Annotated in this window: 13 protein-coding genes and 4 tRNA genes; 1 reads left to right on the top strand and 16 read right to left on the bottom strand. The window is 63.1% G+C overall.

The annotated features are described in order from the left end of the window. Nucleotides 1–73 precede the first annotated feature (73 nt). The 16 genes from EFAMC2_RS07760 to EFAMC2_RS07685 form a co-directional block, all read right to left on the bottom strand. Complete coding sequence (locus tag EFAMC2_RS07760) at nt 74–907, bottom strand: NUDIX domain-containing protein (RefSeq protein ID WP_154028292.1); 834 nt, start codon at nt 905–907, stop codon at nt 74–76. Between the two features lie 334 nt (nt 908–1,241). Beyond that, nucleotides 1,242–2,546 carry a phosphoribosylamine--glycine ligase gene (gene purD / locus EFAMC2_RS07755; RefSeq protein WP_154028290.1) on the bottom strand — a complete coding sequence of 435 codons (1,305 nt, stop codon included), beginning with the start codon at nt 2,544–2,546 and terminating at the stop codon, nt 1,242–1,244. A 157-nt stretch (nt 2,547–2,703) separates the two neighbouring features. Beyond that, nucleotides 2,704–3,573, bottom strand: a complete 870-nt coding sequence (locus EFAMC2_RS07750; protein ID WP_187325230.1) for a DegV family protein — start codon at nt 3,571–3,573, stop codon at nt 2,704–2,706. A 56-nt stretch (nt 3,574–3,629) separates the two neighbouring features. Next, complete coding sequence (locus EFAMC2_RS07745) at nt 3,630–4,916, bottom strand: adenylosuccinate synthase (protein ID WP_154028286.1); 1,287 nt, start codon at nt 4,914–4,916, stop codon at nt 3,630–3,632. A gap of 339 nt (nt 4,917–5,255) precedes the next feature. Then, entirely contained in the window at nt 5,256–6,656 is a 1,401-nt protein-coding gene (dnaB, locus tag EFAMC2_RS07740) for a replicative DNA helicase (protein ID WP_154028284.1), read from the bottom strand. 717 nt (nt 6,657–7,373) lie between these two features. Then, a complete protein-coding gene (rplI, locus tag EFAMC2_RS07735; RefSeq protein ID WP_154028282.1) occupies nt 7,374–7,916 on the bottom strand; it encodes a 50S ribosomal protein L9 in 543 nt (180 codons plus the stop codon). 13 nt (nt 7,917–7,929) lie between these two features. Further along, a complete protein-coding gene (rpsR, locus tag EFAMC2_RS07730; RefSeq protein WP_154028280.1) occupies nt 7,930–8,196 on the bottom strand; it encodes a 30S ribosomal protein S18 in 267 nt (88 codons plus the stop codon). 122 nt (nt 8,197–8,318) lie between these two features. Beyond that, nucleotides 8,319–8,807 carry a single-stranded DNA-binding protein gene (locus tag EFAMC2_RS07725; RefSeq protein WP_154028278.1) on the bottom strand — a complete coding sequence of 163 codons (489 nt, stop codon included), beginning with the start codon at nt 8,805–8,807 and terminating at the stop codon, nt 8,319–8,321. A 66-nt stretch (nt 8,808–8,873) separates the two neighbouring features. Then, nucleotides 8,874–9,167 carry a 30S ribosomal protein S6 gene (rpsF, locus tag EFAMC2_RS07720; RefSeq protein WP_154028276.1) on the bottom strand — a complete coding sequence of 98 codons (294 nt, stop codon included), beginning with the start codon at nt 9,165–9,167 and terminating at the stop codon, nt 8,874–8,876. 438 nt (nt 9,168–9,605) lie between these two features. Beyond that, nucleotides 9,606–10,484 carry a DUF4013 domain-containing protein gene (locus EFAMC2_RS07715; protein WP_187325229.1) on the bottom strand — a complete coding sequence of 293 codons (879 nt, stop codon included), beginning with the start codon at nt 10,482–10,484 and terminating at the stop codon, nt 9,606–9,608. A gap of 143 nt (nt 10,485–10,627) precedes the next feature. Next, a tRNA-Ser gene (locus EFAMC2_RS07710) sits at nt 10,628–10,718 on the bottom strand. A gap of 43 nt (nt 10,719–10,761) precedes the next feature. Next, nucleotides 10,762–10,852, bottom strand: a tRNA-Ser gene (locus EFAMC2_RS07705). Nucleotides 10,853–11,200: 348 nt separating this feature from the next. After that, the gene (typA, locus tag EFAMC2_RS07700) at nt 11,201–13,039 is read right to left on the bottom strand and encodes a translational GTPase TypA (RefSeq protein WP_154028272.1); all 1,839 of its coding nucleotides are present in this window, start codon (nt 13,037–13,039) and stop codon (nt 11,201–11,203) included. A 236-nt stretch (nt 13,040–13,275) separates the two neighbouring features. Next, the gene (locus EFAMC2_RS07695; RefSeq protein WP_154028270.1) at nt 13,276–13,728 is read right to left on the bottom strand and encodes a hypothetical protein; all 453 of its coding nucleotides are present in this window, start codon (nt 13,726–13,728) and stop codon (nt 13,276–13,278) included. 303 nt (nt 13,729–14,031) lie between these two features. Continuing rightward, a tRNA-Ala gene (locus EFAMC2_RS07690) sits at nt 14,032–14,107 on the bottom strand. Nucleotides 14,108–14,323: 216 nt separating this feature from the next. After that, a tRNA-Ile gene (locus tag EFAMC2_RS07685) sits at nt 14,324–14,400 on the bottom strand. Nucleotides 14,401–14,651: 251 nt separating this feature from the next. On the opposite strand from EFAMC2_RS07685, the gene EFAMC2_RS07680 reads away from it, so the two are divergent. After that, nucleotides 14,652–15,290, top strand: a complete 639-nt coding sequence (locus EFAMC2_RS07680; protein ID WP_261980195.1) for a bifunctional nuclease family protein — start codon at nt 14,652–14,654, stop codon at nt 15,288–15,290. Nucleotides 15,291–15,344 lie beyond the last annotated feature (54 nt).

Here is a 15,344-nt window from a genome sequence, read left to right as displayed (position 1 = left end):
CCAGGCTGCGGCAGCGCCGGATGGCATCGTCGGGAAAGGCCGGCGCCAGTCGATGGTTTGCGCTGGCCAGACTCTATGTGAGGGGAGACTCGGCACCGTCTACAAGCGGATTGAGACGATGCGCCACGGCGTCGCAGGCAAGAGCGCCCACGACGGTCTTCGCATCTTCCACGCGCCCGTCGAGCACGGCGTCGATGAGCTGCGGCAGCTCCACGAGGTCCACGTTGATGAACTCGTCAGCATCCGGGTTGGAGCGCGTGGACTCCAGGCCCGTTGCCATGTAGATGTGGATAATCTCGTCGCTGAACCCAACGGAGCTGGCGATGCTCGTGAGGTAGGCCATCTTGCGAGCGGTGAGGCCGGTCTCCTCCTCCAGCTCACGATGCGCGCAATGCAGCGGGTCCTCGCCCGGGTCGAGCTTGCCGGCGGGAATCTCAACCGTCACGCGGCCAAGGGCCGTGCGGTACTGGCGCACGAGGCAGATGCGACCGTCATCGGTGAGGGCCACGATGGCAACGGCGCCCGGATGGCGCACCACGTCGCGAATGGCCTCACGGCCGTCGGGGAGCTTCACGTGCAGGCGGCTCACGGAGAAGATGCGGCCGGTCCAGGCAGTCTCCTCGGTCAGCGGGTGCTCTGCGAGGGCGGCATCACGCGGGTCATCGTCTCCGCGGACGAAGTCGCGGCGCTGGGGCTCGCCGCTCGCGTGGTCGTGCGTGGAGCGGTCGCCGTCGTAGGTGAATGCCTCGGCCGCATCGAGCACGTCTGCCGCGGTGGTGTCAGGCTCGGCCACGCCGGCGCCTCGCTCGGCTGCGGGGGAGACGTCGACATGATTGCCGTCGGCGCGTGACGCCCCCCGCTCGGCCGCCTCCGTGATGTCCTTGCTGTCCTTAGCCTCTTCACTCATGGTTACCCCCTATATACAGGTGGTCCGCCGGCTAGCGCCCGCGGACCACTCGCGATTGGCGTGAGGTTGGGAATGCGATCCCATCGAGGTTTGCTCTCGCCCGCATCGAGCTTTGGCCCGCATCCCTTCTCAAGGTTGGGCTCCACTCTCCTCGAGCTTCGAGCCGCAGGCCTTTTAGAGGCCCGCGGCGCGCCCTCCCGAAGGCAGGAGCGTCCCCCAGGATGAAATACGCCCCTCTCTCAAGAACGCCTCAACTCACATTTTGGCTGGAAACTGATTCCGCACCTCCCGAACTACCAGGAAAGTCGCAGAAGAACCCGTCCCCACTGACAGGCTAGAGCTCCCAGGCGGAGCGGCCGCGAAGGGCGCGGGCACCGATGTCGTGACGGAGCGTCTTACCCTCAAAGTCGATAAGCTCGCACGCCTTGTAGGCCTGCTCGCGTGCGCCCTCGAAGCTGCCGGCTACGGCTGTCACGTTGAGCACGCGACCACCGTTGGTTACGAGCTTGCCGTCCACCATGGCGGTGCCGGCGTGGTAAACCGTGACGCCCTCGAGCTTCTCGGCCTCCTCGATGCCGGTGACCTCCTTGCCCTTCTCGTAGGAGCCGGGGTAGCCCGCGCTCGTGAGCACCACGGAAACGGCCCAGTCGTCGTCCCAGCTCACGTCCGCGCCGTCGAGCGTACCGTTGTCGCAACGCATGAACACGTCCACGAGGTCGGCCTTCATGCGGGGGAGCACCACCTGGGTCTCCGGGTCGCCAAAGCGCGCGTTGAACTCGAGCACCTTGGGGCCGTCCTTGGTGAGCATGAAGCCGCCGTAGAGGCAGCCGGAGTAGGTGATGCCGTCAGCCGCGAGCTGCGCCACGACCTTGCGCTCAACCTCGACCATGGCCTCGTGCTCCTCGGGCGTCACGAAAGGCACCGGCGAGTAGACGCCCATGCCACCCGTGTTGGGGCCAAGGTCGCCCTCGAGGGCGCGCTTGTGATCCTGCGAGCTCGCGAGCGGAATCACGGTCTTGCCGTCCGTGAGAGCCAGCAGCGAGCACTCGGGGCCCTTGAGCATCTCCTCAACCACCACGGTGTTGCCCGCAGCGCCAAACTGGCCGGCGAAGCACTCGCGCACGCCGGCGAGGGCCTCGTCGGTGGTCTGCGCCACAATGACGCCCTTGCCCGCAGCGAGGCCGTCGGCCTTCACCACGCACGGGCCAGCGAGCTCGCACACGTAATCCTCGGCGGGACCCTGCTCGGTGAAGCTCTTGTAGCGAGCCGTGGGAACGCCCGCACGCTCCATGACCTGCTTGGCAAAGAGCTTGGAGCCCTCCATCTGGGCAGCATCGCCACTCGGGCCAAAGCACGCGATGCCCGCGGCACGAACCGCGTCGCCCACGCCAGCCACGAGCGGGGCCTCTGGGCCAATCACCACGAGCCCGATGCCGTGCGTCTTGGCAAACTCAGCCACGGCGGCCGGGTCATTCTGGTCAAGGCCCTCGGCCAGCTCGGCCTCGGCGAGGATGCCGCCGTTGCCCGGTGCGGCCCAGAGCTTGCCCGCGCGCGGGCTCTCGGCCAGCTTGCGGAGCATCGCATGCTCGCGACCACCGGCGCCTAGCAGGAGAATGTCGACCTTCTCGGCAGTGCTCATGGTGAATCTCCTATCCGTTGAAGTTGCTCGTGAAACAACAGTCGTGGGTTCCCGCTTGCAGGGAGCCCCGCCGGCAGGGGCACAGCCAGGCCACCTCGGAACTCCGCCCTTCTCCGCGGGACCCAAGCCTGGTCAGCCCACACGCAAGTCCTCCGGCCTACGTATAGAGCGCGTCGGTGGGAACGCAGCCAAAGCCGATGAGCCCGGCACCCGTGTGCGTGGCGATGACCGGGCCGGCATTGTAGGTGGCCACGATGTCGAGGTCGAAGCCGCGCTTGCGCAGGATCTCGACCATCTCGTCGCAGCCCTTCTGGTTGCGGACCGTCAGGAGCGTGGCGGTGAGCTTGGCGCCCTTGCCGTACTTGTCCTCGACGAGCTTGGCCATCGCCTCGAGGGCGCGCTGCGTGCCGCGGCCCTTGCCCACCGGCGAAAGCGTGCCGTCATCGCCCACGGCCAGCACGGCCTTGATGTTGAGCAGTGAGCTCATGAGGCCCTTCGCACGGGAGCAACGCCCGTTCTTGACAATGTTCTCCAGCGTGTCGGGCACAAAGATGAGCAGCTCCTGCTCGCGGAGCTTCTCGAGGTGATCAAGCGTGGCCTCGAGCGTCTCCCCCGCATCGCGCATGCGGCAGGCCTCCTTGACCAGCATGCCATGCGTCATCGTGGCGGTGCGGCTGTCCCACACGCGCACGGGCACGGGGGAGTCCGCGGCGGCAAGCCGGGCCGAGTTGGTCGTGCCAGAGAGCGCGGAGGCGATGTGGATGGAGAGAATCTGCTTGGCTCCGGCCTCGGCCATCTTGGTGTAGGCGGCCACGAAGCTGGTGGGCGAGGGCTGCGAGCTGTGCGGCAGCTCCTTGGAGGCTGCCATCTTGTCATAGAACTGCTCGGACGTAATCTCGATCATGTCCTGATAGCTGCTGTTGCCAACAAAGACCTGGAGCGGCACCATCTCGACGCCCAGGCTCGCAAGTTCTTCGAGCGACAGGTCGCAGGTGCTGTCGGCCAGAATCTCAAAATCGTGCTGCAAGATGCCTCCCCCAACAAAAGCGGGCCCAGCTCACGCCGGGCCCGTCATGGACGTCGCTAGTTCCAGAAGCGATTGATGGTCTGATTGCGGTCCGGGCCAACGGCAACGAGCGACACGCGCACGCCACTGAGCTTCTCGATGAGCTCGATGTAGTCCTTGGCGGCCTGCGGCAGCTCGTCGAAGGTCTTGCAGCCGGAGATGTCTTCCTTCCAGCCGGGGACCTCGGTGTAGACCGGCTTGGCCGAGCGGAAGATGCTCTGGTGCTCGGGCACGGTGGTGTACTCAACGCCGTCGCACTCGTAGGCGGTGCAAACCTTGATGGTGTCAAGGCCGCCGAGGACATCGAGCTTGGTGAGCGCGATGTCCGTGAGGCCGTTGATGCGGGCGGAGTAGTTGACGATCACGGCGTCATACCAGCCGCAGCGACGCTGACGACCGGTGACCACGCCGTACTCGTGGCCCTTGTCCAGCAGGAACTTGCCCACACCCTCCTCCTCGGAGAGCTCCGTGGGGAACGGGCCGGAGCCCACGCGCGTCATGTAGGCCTTCACAATGCCCAGGACGCGGTTGATGTTGGTGGGGCCAACGCCCGAACCCGTCACAGCGCCGCCGGCGGTGCAGTTGGACGAGGTCACGAACGGGTAGGTGCCGTGGTCGATGTCGAGCAGCGTGGCCTGGGCGCCCTCGAAGAGGATGTCCTTGCCATCAGCGAGCATCTCGTTCAGGAGCTTGGAGCTCTCTACGATGTAGGGACGCAGGCGCTCGGCGTACGGGAGATAGGTCTCGCAGATCTGGTCGACGGTGTAGGTCGGCAGCTCGTAGACCTTCTCGAGGATGGGGTTGGTGTAGGCGAGGGCCGACTCGAGCTTCTCGCGGAACGTGTCATCGTCCAACATGTCCTGCATGCGCAGGCCGGTGCGGTTCATCTTGTCCATGTAGCAGGGACCGATACCGCGCTTGGTGGTGCCGATGAGGTTCTTGCCGAGCTTCTGCTCGTGGGCGCCGTCGAGCACCTTGTGGTACGGCATCACGATGTGGGCGTTGCCGGAGATGCGGAGGCCCTTGCAGGAGATGCCCTGGCCCTGCAGCGTGTCGAGCTCGCCGATGACGACCTCGGGGTCCACGATGCAGCCGTTGCCGATGACGGCCAGCTCATCCTCGTGCATGATGCCGGAAGGAATCTGGCGCAGGGCGAGCTTGTGTCCGTTAGCGATGACGGTGTGACCGGCGTTGGCGCCGCCCTGGTAACGGCAGACGCAATCGAAATCACCGGAGACGAGGTCGGTAATCTTACCCTTGCCCTCGTCGCCCCACTGGGTTCCCACCAGTACAGTAGCCGGCATGAAGATCTCCCTCTCTTGCGGCTCAAACATCGATGCCGAGCAGCGAGCGCCGCCCGTGCAGTGCGGGCGATCCGCACCCGCTCGCAGGGCAACGTAGCGCCACCCATGCAACTCGTAAAGTATACGGCAGCAGGCATGGCACACAGCCCACGTCATTCTGGGGGTTTCGTAGTCTTCCCCCTAACAAGCTCCCGACCCCGCCAGCACGACGACGAGCAGCGAAAGCGAGTTAACGCAGGTCAGCCCGGGACGTTCCGTACGCGAGGGTTAAGGGACTTGCGCAGCAAGTGACCCGAACGTATGGAATGCCCCGGGCTGACCGGAGAGAGCAGTCTGGCGCTATTCGTCGTCGTGGTGCGTGTCGACCTCCATGAATTTGGTCTTCTCCGCAAAGAACGCCATGTCGATGATGCCCAAGGGGCCAGAACGGTTCTTGGCCACGACAAACTGCGTCACGCCGTAGTCCGGACGGTCCTCGCGCTCGCCCTCCTCCTCCGTCATGGAGCGGTCGAGCAGGATAACGATGTCGGCGTCTTGCTCGATGGAGCCAGACTCACGCAAGTCGGAAAGCTGCGGGCGCTTGCCGCGGTGTCCGGTTCTGTCCTCGTTCTTACGCGAGAGCTGCGACAGCGCGATGACAGGAATGCCCAGGTCCTTGGCCATGATCTTGATGCCACGACTCATCTCGGACACCTCGGTGGCACGCGAGTCGGAGCGCTTCGACGGCGGCGGGCTCACAAGCTGCAGGTAGTCGAGAATCACCACGCCGCGCTCCTTGTTGCGGAGCATGCGGCGCGCCTTGGCACGAACCTCGGTCACGGTGGTGCCGGGCGTGTCGTCGATGAGCAGGTCGAGCTTGGAGAGGTCCTGCGTGGCCTGTAGGATCTGGGTCCACTCCTCGGGCTTGATGTTTCCGGATCGAATGTCCTGCAGGGGCACCATCGAGTAGGTGGAGAGAAGCCGCTGCGCGATTTCCTCCGAGCTCATCTCGAGCGAGAAGAAGCAGACCGTGGTGCCGCCCTGCGCCATCTGCACGGCGAGGTTGAGGGCGAAGGACGTCTTGCCAACGCCCGGTCGGGCACCGATGACGATCATCTGGCCGGCGCGCAGGCCAATGAACATGCGGTCCATCGTTGGGAAACCCGTCATGATGCCGGCGGCCTGACCGCCCTCCTGGCTCATGCGGGACAGGTCGTCCTGCAGGCTCACCATCGCGTCCTCGATGGTGACGTACGTCGTCTTGATGTCGCGGTTCGTGACGTCGAGCAGCATCTTCTCGGCGGTGTCAACGACCTCCTTGGTGTCCTCGGGCGCGTTGATCGCGAGGTTCGCGATCTTGGCGGAGGCATCAATCATCAGGCGGAGGGTCGAGTCGCGATGAAGAATCTCAGCATGGTGCTTCCAGCTTGCGATGGCAAACGTATCCTCGCCAAGGCGCGCGAGGGCGGCAATGCCTCCGGCGCGCTCGAGCTCGCCCGTAGACGTGAGATAGTCCGCAAGGGAGATCGGGTCCAGGGGGTTGCCGCGCTCGAACATCGTACGCATGGCCTTGAAGATGATGCGGTTGGCGTCGAGGAAGAAGTCGTCCTCGCCGATCTCGACAAGCGCAGATTCCAGGACTTCGGGGGAGAGCAGCATCGCCGAGAGCACGGAGCGCTCGGCGGCAATGTCTTGGGGCATACGCTTGATGGAGTCGAAGGATGCCGGTGAGGGCGCGGAGTTGTAGGCGTTGTCGTCCATAAGGCCTTTCGGGAGTTCCCTACGTGCAAATATGCACGTCTATAGTACATGGGCGCCATTTGTGACCAGCAGGTCCGTGCGCATCTCCGCTTCTCTGCCATAGCCGGGCGGCGGCACTGCAACTCGGTTTCGTAAGCGCCATTTAGGCATTGTTAATTCCTCATGCCTTCTACCTCGAGCGTTTTGAGTTTTCACACTTTTCAACAATTGAGAAATGGGGGCAGCGCATGTTTTCAACATGAACGAACAACCTGCCGTCCGTCCATACGTGAAGCCAAGCGCCGCCTTGTGAGTCGCCCATTTTACCAGCCTTTTCGTATAGTCGCAGGTAAATGCACCTATCGAGGTAAAGCCGCCGTAAGGCGTACCGCAAACCAAAACTCGCCGGCACGATTGAAAGTGCGAGTGAGCAACACACCCTACGAGGATTGTCAGAGCTTGTCACAAAGAATGTCGAAGAAGGCAACCCGCCGATGATTTGCCCGCGGGATGCCGCATCACGAGCGGGAATACGCACAACTCGCGAAACTCCCCCAAGGGAGACATCTTCGCCGTGAGGTGCGAGTTTCAGCCACCGAGGCCAGCTGCGCTCGGGCCCCTCGGGCACAGAATGCGACCGCCGGAACCAGCCTGCCCCAGCCGTAAAGCAAGCAAAAAGGCTCGCAGCCAATGGATGCGAGCCCTCAGCTCAAATCAAATTCGAGACTTGAAGCGTGCCTACTCGGCAGCCTCGGTGGTCTCGGCCTCGGCAGCAGCCTCGGTCTCGGTAGCCTCGGCGTCAGCCGCGGCCTCCTCGACAACCGGCTCCTTCTCGACGGGCTTGCCAACCTGAAGGTTGATCTCGGCCGCGATCTCGCGGTAGAGGCTCACCTTGACGGTGTGCAGGCCAGAAGTCTTGATGGCGCGGTTGAGCTCGATGCGCTTACGCTCGACCTCGACACCAAGCTCGTTCTTGATGGAATCGGCAACCATGACGTTGGTCACGGAACCGAAGAGCTGGCCCTCGTCGCCAACCTTGGCGTCGATCAGGACCGTCTTGCCGTCAAGGGCGGCCTTGAGAGCCTCGGCATCAGCGATGCGCTGAGCCTCGCGCTTCTCGATGTTGTGACGACGCTCCTCGAGCTGCTTCAGATTGCCCTTGGTGGCCTTCAGGGCCATGCGGTTGGGGAACAGGAAGTTCTCAGCGAACCCCTGGGCGACCTCGACGACGTCGCCCTCTCCGCCCTTGCCCTTGAGCTCACCCAGAAGGATGACTTTCATGGACACTCCTTACTTAGTCGCGGTTGCGACGGCCACCACGGCTGGACACCACAGGAACGGTGTACGGCAGGAGGGCCATCTCACGGGCGCGCTTAATGGCGTTGGCGATGTCGTGCTGGTGCTGCGTGCAGGCGCCAGTGACGCGGCGCGGCTTGATCTTGCCACGGTCGGTCATGTACTTGCGAAGGAGCTGAGTGTCCTTGTAGTCGATGAACTCAGTGTCCTCCTTGCAGAACTGGCAGAACTTGCGACGCGGCTGACGCTGGTACTCAGTAGCCATGTCTCAATACCTTTCTGTTGGCGTGCGGCCGGCGTGCGGCCGGACGCCGGTTCTCTCGGAGACGCTCCCGCGAATGGGAGCGCCAACCACCATTGGCCGCGTAGCTCGCGAACCTAGGTGGCCTAGAACGGGATGTCCGCGTCGTAGACGTCCGGCGAAGGCGGGACGGCGACGGGGGCAGTGTTGGTGGGCGCCGGTGCCTGGTAGGGGGCAGGCTGCGTGGGCTGCGGAGCCGGAGCACCGTAGCCAGCGTCCTGCTGACCGTAGCCGCCCTGGCCGCCCTGACGAGAGCTCATGAACTCAATCTCGTCGACAACGACCTCAACCTTAGAACGCTTCTTGCCATCCTGCTCCCAAGAGCTATAGCGAAGACGTCCCTCAATGGCGACCTTGGTCCCCTTGCTGAGGTAGCGAGAGATTGCCTCGGCACGACTGCCGAACATGACACAGTCGATGAAGTTGGGGTAATCCTCCCAATTGCCGGTCTGCGGATTGCGGCGACGGTCATTGACCGCCACGCCCAGGCGCAGAATCTGCGTTCCGCTCTGGGTAGCCCTCAGCTCGGCATCCCTGGTCAGGTTGCCCGTAATGTTCACTCGATTGATGCTCACAGCACTCACTACCTTCCTCTGGCGGGCTCGGCGACCCTACGGGACAGGGCCCGCTCCGTTGCTAACTTACTCGCTGTCCGGACGACGCACGACCATGTGACGCTTCACCGCGTCGTTGATGCGGAGAATACGGTCGAGCTCGGCGATCTGCGAGGGGTCAGCCTGGAAGTTGACGAGAGTGTAGTCACCCTCCGTGAGCTTGTCGATCTCGTAGGCGAGCTTGCGCTTGCCCCAGTTGTCGACGTTGTCGATCTTGCCACCGTTCTCGGTGATAGCAACCTCAACACGCTTCATAACGCCAGCGCGCACCTCGTCGGTGATGGTGGGGTCGACAAAAAACAGCAGTTCATAAGCCTTCATGTGGTCACCTCCTCTGGGCTAATGGCCCCGGGACGTGAAGGTTTGCGCCCGGAGCAGGAAAGGTTCGGTGGCGAATAATACCACGTATCAGACAATTGCGGGCAGAAAAACCCTGCGGGCCAGCGTCACCCCGCACAGGCTGCACACAACTGTCACCCCTCCAAACTTTCCAACCCCCGCGCCACGCTCGGCCTTCTCCGTACCTACCGTCTCGAGCCTATCAGGCCGGTCTGACAAAACTCCCCTTTGGCACAAACGGAGACCTGACACCGCAGCTAGCGGTGCCGGGTCTCCGTGAAATTCAAGAATTTGGAATTATGTTCCAGCCACCGGAGGCTCCCAGGCTACCGTTCACCTGGAAAACGCAGACGTTTTTCATCGAACGGAACGATTCCGGGGTCTTCGTCCAACAACAGACAAGGGCGCCTCAACGGCCCGCTATCGCGTCGCTCCAGCATCGGGAGGAAGCTGGGCGGCGCACGGCAGCGGATCCGAGGGCCCACCCCATTCGGGAACGTTAAACTTCGCCATCCACAGGCCAACCGCGTTCGCGCGAAGCAGGAGAGCCGCAACCGTCACCACAGAGATAGGGAAGCCAAACACCACCGCAAGCGGAATCGCCACCTGCAGGATCTCTATCACAACCTGGACAATCTGCACGCTCATGCCCACCGGAACGATACCGCCCATCATCTGGAGGCCGCTCGCCTGAATCTCGGCAAACTGCACGAGCCCCGTGAACTGGTCTTCCCGCAGCGCCACGAGCGCGAAGAATCCGGCCGCAAGGAGGGCCCACACGATGCAGTCACACACAAGGTCGATGCCGATGAGCTTGAACAGCCCCTTGGGGTCTCTCGCCACGAGTTCCCAAACGCGAACCGGATTGAGGCCCGCCGAGCACTTCTGGTAGACCGCGGCACGGACCATGGCCACCTCCATGATCATGCCAACGAAGAGCGAGGGGACGAAGACGGCAGCGTTCAGGATACCCGCCGCATCCGAGCCGAATCCAGCCATCAGCGCAGACCCGAGCAAACCCACGAGACAGCCCCAGACGAGCGACCAGCAAAGGGCGACGACGAACGTGCGCCACCCAGACACGATGCAGCCCCCAACCTGAACCTTGCTCTGCTTTGGCGACGAGTCGACACCCCAGGCCGACAGGCGCGCCCACTCGAGCGCGTAGCCAAGCAGGGCAAGCGGCCCGGCGATGGGCACGAGCCAGGCAACAGACAGCACGAGAATGGGCTTCACCCAGCCGCGCCGACACGTCAGCATGCGCCAGGAACGCAAGAAATACCGCTTTGAGTCATCCATGAGTTTCCCCTCGTCGATTAGGACAAGAGTGTACCCGGCATCCCCGCACAGCATCGGCGGGCTGTGGCGCCCTCGCGGGTTCAAATCCCCGACTTGCAAAAAAAATAGCAGGCCGGACGTCTGTCCGACCTGCAGTCATACCCTGGCGGAGAGGGAGGGATTTGAACCCTCGTAACCACAAAGTGGTTAAACGGTTTTCGAGACCGCCGCATTCAGCCGCTCTGCCACCTCTCCAGAGATATGGAAGCGGCGCCTCATCGGGCGCCGCGGTAAACTCTGGCGGAGAGTCAGGGATTTGAACCCTGGAGACGCTTTAGGCGCCTACACGATTTCCAATCGTGCTCCTTCGACCACTCGGACAACTCTCCAATCAAGTGCGCTGGTTAGTATAGCGGAAATCGGACTCATATGCGCGAGAAATTTTGCAATTTTTGCCAGGGGAGCGCGGAACGACAGATCGCCGGGACATCCGCTCGTGCCCTCCCGCCACTCGCCACCCCATATGAGTCGGCCCACCATCATGTCTGCCAGCTCCTTTGACTCATTTTCCTGACAAGGCCTTGTCGGGAAAATGAGTCAAAGGAGCTGGCAGACTGACTCACTGGCAGGCCGGCCAGGGGCGGCTCGCAATCAAAAAAGCCCCGAGGCGCGTCTTGAGACGCCTCGGGGCTCAGTGAGCATATCGAGCGAAACCTGACTTTGACCCGCCTCAGGTCTTACTTCTTCACCAGACCAGCGCGGACGGCAGCCTTCTTGCGCTCGGTGGCGTTGAGGATGCGCTTGCGCATGCGGACACTCTTCGGGGTAATCTCCACCAGCTCGTCGTCCATGATGTACTGCAGCGCCTCCTCCAGCGTGAAGGTGCGCGGCGGCGTGAGCTGCACGGCGATGTCGGCCGTGGAGCTGCGCTGGTTGCCAAGCTGCTTGGTGCGAGCGATGTTCACGACCATGTCGCCCGGCTTGGAGCGCTCGCCCACGAGCATGCCCTCGTAGCAGTCGTCACCGGGGGCAACAAAGAGCTGGCCGCGCTCCTGCAGAGTACCCAGGGCGTAGGCAACGGCCTTTTCGGTGGTCATGGAGATCATGGCACCGTTCTTGCGCAGGTCGAGCTCGCCCACGAACGGGCCGTACTCGAGGAAGGTGTGGTAGAAGACGCCCTCACCGTGCGTGACGTTAAGGATGCGGTTCTTGAGGCCCATGATGCCGCGTGTCGGAATCTTGAACTCGATGTGGCAGACGGTGTCGCCTTGCTCCATGTTGGTCATGGTGCCAGAGGCATCGCCAAAGACCTCGATGACCTTGCCGGAGTACTCACCGGGGCACTCGACGACGGCCTGCTCGAACGGCTCCATGCGGTTGCCGTTCTCGTCCTTTTTGATGAGGACGCGCGGGCGGCCAACCTGGAACTCGAAGCCCTCGCGACGCATGGACTCCATGAGAACGGACAGGTGCAGGATGCCTCGGCCGGCAACCTCGACGCCCGTCTTGTCCGGCAGCTCCTCGATGCGCATCGTCACATTGTTCTCGGCCTCGGTCATGAGGCGCTCCTTGAGCTGGCGCGCACCCACGATGTCGCCCTCGCGGCCAACGAGCGGGGAAGTCGAGGCCTCAAACACAATGGCGAGAGTCGGGGGGTCAATCTCGATGGGGTCGAGCTCAACGGGGTTCTCGGGGTCGGTGTAGACGTCACCGATGTCGGTGCGATCGATGCCCACCACGGCGCCGATGTCGCCGGCCTTGACCTCGCTGCACTCCCTGCGGCCAAGGTAGTCGAAGGTGAAGAGCTGCTTGACCGTGGCCGTGGCGCGGCTGCCGTCATTCTTCACGACGAGAATCTGGTCACCGTCGTGGACGGTACCTGAGTAGACACGGCCGATGCCGATGCGGCCCACGAAGTTGGAGTGGTCGATGGTGACGCACTGCATGGCAAGGGGGCCGTCCGGGTCTGCGTCGGGGGCGGGCATGTCGTCGACGATCATGTCCAGCAGGGGATACATGTTGTCGTTGTCGTCGGACGGGTCGAGGCGCGCGAAGCCGTTCATGGCAGAGGCGTAGACGACATGCTCCATGGCAAACTCGAGCTGCTCGTCAGTGGCTCCGAGGTCGGCCATAAGGTCGAGGCTGTCGTTGTAGGCCTTCTCGGGATCGGCACCCGGACGATCGATCTTGTTGACGACAATCATGATCGAGAGGCCCGCGTCAATGGCGTGACGAAGCACGAAGCGGGTCTGCGGCATCGGGCCCTCGAAGGCGTCGACGAGCAGGAGGGCGCCGTCGGCCATCTTGAGCACGCGCTCCACCTCGCCGCCAAAGTCGGCGTGGCCCGGAGTGTCGATGACGTTGATCTTGACGTCCTTGTACTCAATGGAGATGTTCTTGGCCAGGATGGTGATGCCGCGCTCGCGCTCCTGGTCGTTGGAGTCAAGAACACGGTCCTCGACCTGCTGGTTTGCACGGAAGGCATCCGTGGCGCGCAGCAGCTTGTCCACGAGGGTGGTCTTGCCGTGGTCGACGTGCGCGATGATGGCGATGTTGCGGAGGTTCTCCTGGCGCATGGGCTCCTCAATCCTAGACACGCGCGCCCGGAGGCACGCGACTACAGAACGTGGTGAATGCCGATACCAAGCCGGGCGTCATAGCCCCGGCTTCTCGGCCAACGGTACAGTTTAGCGCGGCGAGCGGAGTCTTGGCAGCTCACACGGCCGATACATAAAACCACGTGATACGGACCGGACGTCTGGTGTGCGAGGGACTGCGAACGTCGCCGCGGGTCCGCCGCAGAGCGCCCACCCTACAGCAGGCAGGGAAGCTCGCCCGCAGGCTCGGGGTCCGTATAGCGGAACTCATCGCCCGCACCAATGCCATCCACGAGCACATAGGCGGAATAGGCCGTCTCGGCCTCACGCTCGCCAAACTCAAGGATGAGGGCATCGTTGAAGGTGTCGCCCGTCTCGGGATCATCAATGGCACCCTCGTAGGCAATAGCGTAGTAGCAGGCCTTGCCCGCCAAGGACTTCCCAGCCTTGGAGGCCGTGCCCGAAGCCTTGCCACCAGAGTGCACCCATGTGCGCGCCGCCTCGAGGCACATCTCGGGCGAGTCTTCCTCGAAGGCACAGGTGAGACGGTCCCCCGACGCATCCATGACGCTGGCGACCGCGGCGATGGGGGTTCCCTCGGCAAGCATGTCAAGAGCCTCGCCCATGAGCTCGCAGGACAGTTGGTCGAGTTCCTTGGAGATGGGCATGGGCGTCCTTTCTAGGGGTGTTGTCGATAGGCCTCATGCGCAAGAACCGCGTAGGCCCTCGTAAAGGCTTCGTCCATGGTAGACGATTGGCCCACCCCTCACACAAAACGACCCGGCTGTTCATCTCCACACAAGAGCCGCCGGGCAGACGCGGCACTTCCTAGAAGCCCCCTGGGCATAGGCCCGTGAGCCCAAAAACGGGAAACCAGGGTTCGCGCCGGGAGCCGAGAAGGCTTATCGCCGAGCGGCCGGGGTAGGAGATACAAAAAAGCCGGCGAACTAAGTCGCCGGCTGCAACGTTCATGGTGGAGACGATGGGGATCGAACCCACGACCTCAGGCTTGCAAAGCCCGCGCTCTCCCAACTGAGCTACGTCCCCGCAGGTGCCAGAACATGATAAAGCATTTTCTGGCGCGTCAAAACCAGAGACGCATCCAAAAGGCCCCATCACAAGAACTCGGCATTGCGATGTCTGCCAGACGGAACCCGTCGGCAACCTCCGCTCGAGCGCTCCGCGTGCGCGCAACTCTCGCTAGAAAGTAATAAACACCCCAGCGGCGACTCGGCTCACGCTGGGGTGTTTATTGACAAAAGGTGGTGGGCCCGACAAGGTTCGAACTTGTGACCTCCCGGTTATCAGCCGGACGCTCTGACCAACTGAGCTACGGGCCCCTGTGCGGTGCGTGTTCCACATCGCGCTCCGCTATAGTACCCGAAGCCCTTCCAAAAGGTCAACAACTTTTTTGAGAATTTTTTTATATGCCCGTGACCAGCTGAAATCCCGATTTCTTGGCACCGCTACCGGCGAACGGTAAGCTGCACGCCGCCAACGGGTAGTATTGAGCACTACGTACTGAGCGCCTTCATGAGGCGTCCATGAGACCTGAGGCGCCGCAGGAGACGATGCCAAAGGGCCCGGAGCCATGTCCCGCCAGGATGGTGACCCCGCACGCGGCAAGGACTATGAGACGAGAGGAGACTCCATGATTCGTATGCGCATCAAGAACGTCATCGTGGGCGCGGGTCCCCTCCCGTCCGCCGTCGTGCTGCGCCCCGCCGAGGCCGGCGAGGGCAATCGCTACGACAAGGACAGCCTTGAGGTGGAGGTGGCTGACGAGCAGGACCGTGAGCAGGCGTCCCTCAACGTGCTGCCCCTCAGCGTGGGCACGGTCGAGGCAGCCTGCATCGCCCGCGGCATCGATGGCGTCGAGCGGCCGCGCCCGATGACCCACGAGCTCTTGCGCACCGTCATCGATGTGCTGGGCGGCAAGCTCGAGTCCGCGAGCATCAACCGCGTGGAGGGTGCTACCTTCTACGCCTCGCTCAACGTTTTTGACGCGAGCGGAGCCGAGCACCACATCGACGCCCGCCCATCGGACGCCATCGCGCTCGCCGTTCGGGCCGAAGTTCCCGTCTATGCGGCCGAGGATGTGCTCGAATCCGCCGGCATGCCCGACTTCGACGCAATCAAGCGCGACGAGCAAGCCCGTGAGGAACAGGACTTCCACGACTTCGTCGAAAACCTCTCACCCGCCGATTTCAACACCGCCGGCCAAAAGTAAATAGGGGACTGCCACCCGGCAGTCCCCTTTTTTCATCAAGCTAGAATCGCTACT

The organism is Olsenella uli, from assembly GCF_901212655.1.
GTDB classification, from domain to species: Bacteria; Actinomycetota; Coriobacteriia; order Coriobacteriales; family Atopobiaceae; genus Parolsenella; species Parolsenella uli_A.
This window is presented reverse-complemented; position numbering and strand designations above follow the sequence as displayed.

What these genes read in the sequence shown, in the direction of transcription:
- EFAMC2_RS07760 (WP_154028292.1), bottom strand. Translation starts at nt 907, where the DNA reads ATGAGTGAAGAGGCTAAGGACAGCAAGGACATCACGGAGGCGGCCGAG.
- purD (WP_154028290.1), bottom strand. Translation starts at nt 2,546, where the DNA reads ATGAGCACTGCCGAGAAGGTCGACATTCTCCTGCTAGGCGCCGGTGGT.
- EFAMC2_RS07745 (WP_154028286.1), bottom strand. Translation starts at nt 4,916, where the DNA reads ATGCCGGCTACTGTACTGGTGGGAACCCAGTGGGGCGACGAGGGCAAG.
- dnaB (WP_154028284.1), bottom strand. Translation starts at nt 6,656, where the DNA reads ATGGACGACAACGCCTACAACTCCGCGCCCTCACCGGCATCCTTCGAC.
- rplI (WP_154028282.1), bottom strand. Translation starts at nt 7,916, where the DNA reads ATGAAAGTCATCCTTCTGGGTGAGCTCAAGGGCAAGGGCGGAGAGGGC.
- rpsR (WP_154028280.1), bottom strand. Translation starts at nt 8,196, where the DNA reads ATGGCTACTGAGTACCAGCGTCAGCCGCGTCGCAAGTTCTGCCAGTTC.
- rpsF (WP_154028276.1), bottom strand. Translation starts at nt 9,167, where the DNA reads ATGAAGGCTTATGAACTGCTGTTTTTTGTCGACCCCACCATCACCGAC.
- EFAMC2_RS07715 (WP_187325229.1), bottom strand. Translation starts at nt 10,484, where the DNA reads ATGGATGACTCAAAGCGGTATTTCTTGCGTTCCTGGCGCATGCTGACG.
- typA (WP_154028272.1), bottom strand. Translation starts at nt 13,039, where the DNA reads ATGCGCCAGGAGAACCTCCGCAACATCGCCATCATCGCGCACGTCGAC.
- EFAMC2_RS07695 (WP_154028270.1), bottom strand. Translation starts at nt 13,728, where the DNA reads ATGCCCATCTCCAAGGAACTCGACCAACTGTCCTGCGAGCTCATGGGC.
- EFAMC2_RS07680 (WP_261980195.1), top strand. Translation starts at nt 14,652, where the DNA reads ATGTCCCGCCAGGATGGTGACCCCGCACGCGGCAAGGACTATGAGACG.